Here is a 6,763-nt window from a genome sequence, read left to right on the forward strand (position 1 = left end):
AGGTCGGGCTCGGAAGGGATGCAGTATGAAGCTTGTGACGGCGGAAGAGATGCGGCGTATCGATGCCGCAGCGATTGAGAAGTACGCCATTCCCGGGATTGTGCTGATGGAGAACGCGGGGCGCCAAGTCACTGAGGCGGTCCGGGAGATGCTGCTTGAGGACCCCGCAGCGCATGTGCTGATCGTCTGCGGCAAGGGCAACAATGGGGGAGACGGGCTGGTCGTCGCTCGCCACCTTGTGAACCAGGGCGTCCACGTGCAGGTCGCACTGCTGGCCGATGCCAGGGACCTTACCGGCGACGCAGCAACGAACCTGCGCATGGCCCAGAACCTCGGTGTGCGGATCACGGAGGATGCCGACGAGGCGGCCGTGCGGATGATGACGGAGCGTGCCGACCTCATCGTCGACGCGGTCCTCGGCACCGGTACCACAGGAGAGGTGCACGGTGTGTCCGCTGGCGCGATCGACGCGATCAACCTCAGCCACGCCCGGGTCGTCTCCGTCGATATCCCCTCGGGAGTGAGGGCCGATACCGGAGCCGTTGCCGGTCGGGCTGTGCGCGCCGAGGCGACCGTGACCTTCGGGCTGCCCAAGCTGGGACTGGTGCAGTACCCCGGTCGGGAGTTGTGCGGCGAGTTGCGCGTGGCCGACATCAGCCTGCCTCATCCGCTGCTGGTCAGCGACTCCCTCAAGGCGGAGTTGGTGGATGCTGACCTGGCTGAGGCGCTTCTACCTGCGCGCTTCCCGGCGATGCACAAGGGCGATGCCGGTCGAGCGCTCGTTGTTGCCGGATCAGTGGGGATGACGGGGGCGGCAGCGCTGTGTGCCACGGCAGCCACACGAGCCGGAGCCGGTCTGGTCACCCTCGCCTGCCCGGCGAGTCTCAACGATATCCTGGAGGTCAAGTGTACCGAGGCGATGACGATCCCCATGCCCGAGACGCCGCAGCGAAGCCTCGACGCCTCGGCGCGCAAGGAGGTACTGGAGCGTGCCTCCCGCTCGGATGCCGTCGCCCTTGGCCCGGGACTGTCGCAGGACCCAGGCACGGCGGAGCTCGTGCGGACCACGGTGAAGCCGATTCCGGTACCGCTGGTGCTCGACGCCGACGGTCTCAACTGCCTGGGTGGTGACCCTGGGTTGCTCCTCGACAGGCAGGCGGGAACGGTCCTCACTCCGCACCCCGGAGAGCTGGCCCGACTACTGGGCACCACACCGGAGGGTATCGAGGAGGACCGCGTCGCCGCTGCCCGGCGGGCAGCACGTATCGCGCGATCCGTGGTGGTGCTGAAGGGTGCGGCCACGGTCATCGCCGAGCCTGAAGGCTATGTGTGGGTCAACACCACGGGGAACTGCGGCATGGCCAGCGGCGGAATGGGCGACGTGCTTACCGGGATCATCCTCGCCTTCCTGGCCGGTGGTGCTGAGCCGGTTGCGGCCGCAGTGGCGGGCGTCTACTACCACGGTCTCGCTGCCGACCTTGCTGCGGAGACAGGTGGACGGGGTCTGCTTGCCTCGGACGTCGTCGAGAGGCTCCGCGAGGTCTTCCCGGACTGACCGCTGAGTCCGAAGCTCGTAACACGCACGCAGGCGACGTGTGAGAACAGGAGAGCCAGACGATGACCAAGCGGGACCGCGAGATTCTCAGAGACCTGGCAGAGCAGGTGGCCGAAGTCGCCGCCCAGCCGCGAAGCGCCGAAGGCAAAGAGCGCTGGTATGCGCAGAACTGCCTCCAGCCCGGTCGGCCGCTCGTGTATGCCTCACCGGAGGGCTCCTGGGTCGAGTTGCTCCCGGAGGAAGTCTATCGCTGTGAGGACGACCAGGCCCGCTCAATCGAGGGGGACCTGCGAAGGCGCCTCTACGCCGCGGAGCACTTCGACGACGATCAGGTCTGCGATGCCATCTTCCGGGTTCCGCGAGCACTTCAGGTCACCGGCTGGGGCGTCGAGCCCGTCTACACTCGGCCTGAGGCCGCTCGTGGTGCCTACGTCTGGGACCCGCCCATCAAGACTCACGCCGACCTGGACCGCCTCCAGACCCCCCAGGTGACGCATGATCCTGAGGCGACTGCGCAGCGGGTGGAGTTCTACGAGGACCTGTTCGGGGGCCTGCTGCAGGTCGAGCTCTCGGGCAACCGCTTCGGGAGTTGCGGACTCATCGACGAGTGGACGCGCCTGCGGGGAATCGAGCAGACCTTCTGGGACATGACGGATGATCCGCAGATGGTGCATGAGGGCATGTCTCGCCTGCGGGACGGGAAGCTGGCGCTGATGGAGTCGCTGGAGAGCCAGGGGCTGCTGACCCTCAACAACGGCAACCACTACACGGGATCGGGCGCCTGGGGCTTCTGCCGGGAGCTTCCGCAGCCGGACTTCGAGGGCACCGTGCGGCTGAAGGACCTGTGGGGCTTCGCCGAGGCACAGACCATGTCCGAGGTCTCGCCGGCGATGCACGAGGAGTTTGTGCTGGAGTACGAGTTGCCGCTGCTGGAGCGCCTGGGACTGAACTGCTATGGGTGCTGCGAGCCACTCCACCGCCATCTCGACACCCTCAAGCGTCGGGTGCCGAATCTGCGTCGGGTGTCGATCAGTCCCTGGGCGGACCGCAAGAGAAGCGCGGAGAAGCTGGGCTCGGAGATCATCTACAACTGGAAGCCGAATCCGGCGGCGCTGGCGGCCGTCGAGTTTGACGCGGACTGGGTGCGCCAGGATATCCGGCAGACGGTGGACATCGCTCGCGCCAACGGCTGCGTGCTGGAGATGGTCATGAAGGACACGCACACCTGCAACCAGCAGCCCTGGCGCTTCGACGAGTGGACCCGCATCGCCATGGAGGAAGCCGAGCGCTGGTGAGAGGCCCCTTGTGGGCAGCTACTTATCGCCGCGACTGATCCTCAGGATTGCCCACTCGCCCAGTTCCGGCACAGGAATCCTGGTCGCATCTCCCACGCCGGCCACGTCTAGTCGAACCGGTTCCTTGTTGGGGGCAAGAAGCGTCGCTGCGGTGACCGGTCGCGGGCCGGTCAGCCAGCGGCTGAGGGTCACTGTGAGGTTGGTCTGCGGCGTGCAACTATCCGTCTCGGCCACGTAGTTGCGGTTCACCAGGTGGCACACCATCGGCGCACTGTCATCCCCGGCCGGGGCTCGCGGGACAACGGTCACGTTGCTTGCTCCCTCGACGGTGATGGGCGAAGGCGCGAGAGCCTGCAGCCGCGCCTCGTCCGGCCAGGTCACGATTCGGTCTGCAGCGGAGTCGAGCACTGCCTGCTGCTGCGCATCAAGCTCCATCGGCGGGGTGACGATGATTGCCCGCAGGCCGACGAGGTCCTCCGGCTTCAGGCGTACGTCCAGCCAGTCGTCACCGGCGATGAGCACCCGGAAGGGGATGTTCCGCTGGGCCAACTCGAGGCAGACGTTCCGAGCCGCCGTCTTCCCCTTGCGGAAGGCGGCGTTGCTGTATACCACGCCGACCGGGGCCACCGCCTCGAAACCGTCAAAGAGCGCTGCGTGCGACCGCACGAACTGGTACATCCACGCGTAGTCCGAGGGCTGGCTCTGGTACCAGTGGGTTCCCTTCTGCGCCGTGTAGGCCCACTGGCGATGCGGGCACATGAGCTGGTGGCCGAAGGCGTAGGACTGGGCAATCCAGGTGCGGACCAGCCCCGGCAGCTTCCTCTCATCAATCAGTGCCCAGTCCTGTCCGGCGCCGGTACACACCTGCGGACGCTGTAACGCGTCGCCGAGCTTGTAGGTGAAGATCGGCGAGTAGGAGACCTTCAGGGTCCCTGCGTCGTGGCCGACTTCACCGCAGAAGTAGGAGAGCTGTGGGGCGATCACCAGGCTCCCCGGCCCGGAAGCAGAGGAGTTCACGCTGAGCATGAGCGGGTGACCGGCAAGGCCTTCGGCATACTTGCGGACCTCACCGACCCACTCCGCGGCAGCACGGTACTGGAAGGTCAGGAACTCCTCACCGAGGGGAAGGCCGCTGCGGACCTTCTTGCGGAAGTCGTCGTCTGTGATGCCTTGCCCTGTGAGCCAGGCCCCGTAGTCGAAGCCGTCGAGACTGCCGATCTTGAGCTGCGCGAGCCGTTCCGCCGAGAGGTGCGACTTCAGGTATTCGCGGAAGGCGGCCATGCAGTGCGGGCAGAAGCAGCCGCCCTGAGACTCGGTGCCGGCAGTCCCGTTGTAGTCGTCGATGTGCAGCCCCTCGACCTGCGTGGCCATGGCGTTCTTGCACTGGTACAGCAGGTACTTGCGGTACCCCGGAGCGTTGGTGCAGAACCAGTAGGCGGGATGGCCCTTGTGGTTGAGGTCCCAGAGCCAGGGGACGGTGATCGGCTCACCCTTGAGGTTGCGGCAGACCGATTCCAGGAAGTTGGGATCGAAGTCGATCATGCGGGCAAAGGCCGTGCGGAAGGCCAGCCCGGCGCAGTAGCGTATCCCCAGGTCATGGGCGTCCTTGACGCGCTGGGCGAAGGAGGCAACGTCCTTGGGTGCCTCGCTTGCCGCTCCGCCACCCCAGCTCACCATTGTGGCCCCGTAGGCCTTGTACACGTCGACGGACTTCGGGCCCATGAACACCACGTCCGAGTGCTTGACCACAGCCTCATCTCCTCCCGCCAGCGTGACGATGGTGAGACCGAAGACGGCGAGCGTCAGGGCACGCATGGGGCTGCCTCCTCAGGTGGTGTTCGGGCTAGCTCAGGGACGTCCTCCGGCCTCGACGAGAAGCTGGGCTGCCGAGGACTCGATCGCGGCACACTGGGCGAGAGCCTGCGAGGCAGCCAGGTAACGCTGAGCGGGAGTGCCCGAGGCGTCCGCCGGCGGGAAGCCCGTGTCGAGGAACTGCGCCTCACTGCGGAACAGAGCGGCTGCCTGAGCCAGGAGCGGCCTGGTGGCTTCCGGTAGCAGCGCGGCGGCCTGATCGAGGAAAGCGGCGGCCTCGCGCCGAGCGCTGATTAGCTGCTTCCGAGGGGCTTCTCCCCAGGCCATCAGGCCCGAGGTCGCAGCGGCCTCCGGGGTGATTCCCATCCGCCCGAAGTCCTGCGACAGGTTCTGCAGACCCGCCACGCCCGGGACGTAGGTGGTGTAGGTGCGCTGGTCCTGAAGGATGTCGGCGGCGTGGCGAAGGGCGGCCATGATCGCATCCTGGGGTGACTTGGTCTCCGCGCCCCGCGAGAGGAGGAACACGGGGTAGCGTGCATGGGAACGCTCGGTGCCGACCGGCTCCAGCGTGCCAAAGGGTCCGGCGCAGACGGCTGCGAAGTCCTCCGCCGAGAGCTTGCGCTCACCGAAGGGCGGGACGAAGGTCACCAGTTGCGCGGGCTGTGCTACCTCATCTACAGCGGTGGCCACGGCCCAGAAGGGCTGGTCGAAGTCGGAGCCCTGCATGGTCCCACCGGCAAGCGTAATCGGCACGAGCCCGACCTTGCCCGCCTGCACCGCACGCGTCAGAGCTTCGAAGGCGTTGGCAGCGGGAAGATCGTACTGCACCTGCAGCATCCCGCCGAGGGAAGTGACGGCGGCCCGCAAGGGGTTGTCGTTGAAAGGTGTGATCGGCTCCGCGGTCGGGTCCCCGGTGTTGTACACGAAAGCGAAGGGATCGCCGGCAAGTCCCGCTGCGAGGGTCGGCGTCAGCGTCAGCGGCGTTCCCGTGGAGGCTCCGCTGTTCAGAGCCGACAGCGCCAGGGCCAGCGCATCCAGGTACCGTCCGCCGGTCTGGGAGTACGCGGTGCCATTGAACTGGGCGCCGTCCAGCACAGCCCCGGCCAGATTCGCTCCGGCCAGACAGGAGCCCTGAAACAGCGCACCCGAGAGGTCAGCCTTCCTCGCCTGTAGTCCGGTCAGGTTGCTGCCCGTGAAGGTCGCTCCCCGCAGACTCGCCTCATCCATGACGGCACCGGTCAGGTCCGTAGCGTCAAACCGCGCGCCGCGAAGATCGGTGCGCAGCCACTTCGTGCCCGTCAGGTTCAGACCCTTGCAGCTAAGGCCCGACAGGTCCATCGCAGCGAGACCGGCGCCGGCGAAGCTGCGTCCTGCAGCGGCGTACTCACGGACCTGCTGTGGAGAGGCCGGTGACTTGCTCTCGTCCGCAGGGACCGTCGTGCATACTATCAGGATGAGGAGAGCGGTCAGTCGCGCATACGAAGGCATATCGCTGGCTCCGAGACAAAGTGATGGGGGGACGGCCCTGGACGGACACGTCCCCCTATTTCCCCACTTAGTCCAGTTGGTCCTTCGCCGAGCCTAGGCCCAGGTCATGGCGCCCTGTTCCTGGAACATCGCGCACTCCTTGAGCATGGCGACGGCCTTGAGGAAGCCCTCGTCATTGGTCATGAGGCCATCCTCGTGCTCGATGGACAGCGCGCCATCGTAGCCGACCATGCGCAGGGTGCTGAGGATGTCCTTCCAGACGTCGGCACCGTGACCGTAGCCCACCGACCGGAAGATCCAGGAGCGGTTGATCGCGTCGCCGTAGTGCTTGGTATCGAGGACGCCGTTGACCCTGGCGTTCCAGTCATACACCAGCGAGTCCTTGGCGTGGAAGTGGCGGATGACGGGGTCGCTCTGCTCACCCAGCCAGCGGATGGCGGCGGTGTTGTCGATGCCCTGCCAGAACAGGTGGCTCGGGTCGTAGTTCGCGCAGATCCGGTCACCATTGGCGCCGACGGCCTTGCGCAGCTTGATGAGCGTCTCCGGGTTGTACACCAGGAAGTTCGGGTGCATCTCGAAGCAGGCGTAGACGCCGGCCTTCTTGAGGTTCTTG

The 6,763-nt window shown here is 66.4% G+C and carries 5 protein-coding genes; 2 read left to right on the forward strand and 3 right to left on the reverse strand.

The genetic code is table 11. The features are described 5' to 3' along the window. Positions 1 to 25 precede the first annotated feature (25 nt). Positions 26 to 1,555, forward strand: a complete 1,530-nt coding sequence (locus ABFE16_02185; protein MEN6344080.1) for an NAD(P)H-hydrate dehydratase — start codon at positions 26 to 28, stop codon at positions 1,553 to 1,555. A gap of 62 nt (positions 1,556 to 1,617) precedes the next feature. Next, the gene (locus ABFE16_02190) at positions 1,618 to 2,850 is read left to right on the forward strand and encodes a hypothetical protein (GenBank protein MEN6344081.1); all 1,233 of its coding nucleotides are present in this window, start codon (positions 1,618 to 1,620) and stop codon (positions 2,848 to 2,850) included. 18 nt (positions 2,851 to 2,868) lie between these two features. On the opposite strand, the gene ABFE16_02195 is transcribed toward ABFE16_02190, so the two are convergent. The 3 genes from ABFE16_02195 to ABFE16_02205 all read right to left on the reverse strand — a co-directional run. Beyond that, positions 2,869 to 4,665: a hypothetical protein gene (locus tag ABFE16_02195; protein ID MEN6344082.1), complete on the reverse strand. Its 1,797-nt coding sequence runs from the start codon at positions 4,663 to 4,665 to the stop codon at positions 2,869 to 2,871. 33 nt (positions 4,666 to 4,698) lie between these two features. Further along, on the reverse strand, positions 4,699 to 6,150 hold the full coding sequence (locus ABFE16_02200) for a pentapeptide repeat-containing protein (GenBank protein MEN6344083.1): 1,452 nt from the start codon (positions 6,148 to 6,150) through the stop codon (positions 4,699 to 4,701). 93 nt (positions 6,151 to 6,243) lie between these two features. Next, on the reverse strand, positions 6,244 to 6,763 hold a 520-nt coding region (locus ABFE16_02205; GenBank protein ID MEN6344084.1), incomplete at its 5' end, for a sugar phosphate isomerase/epimerase.

The organism is Armatimonadia bacterium (genome assembly GCA_039679385.1).
Lineage (GTDB): Bacteria > Armatimonadota > Zipacnadia > Zipacnadales > JABUFB01 > JAJFTQ01.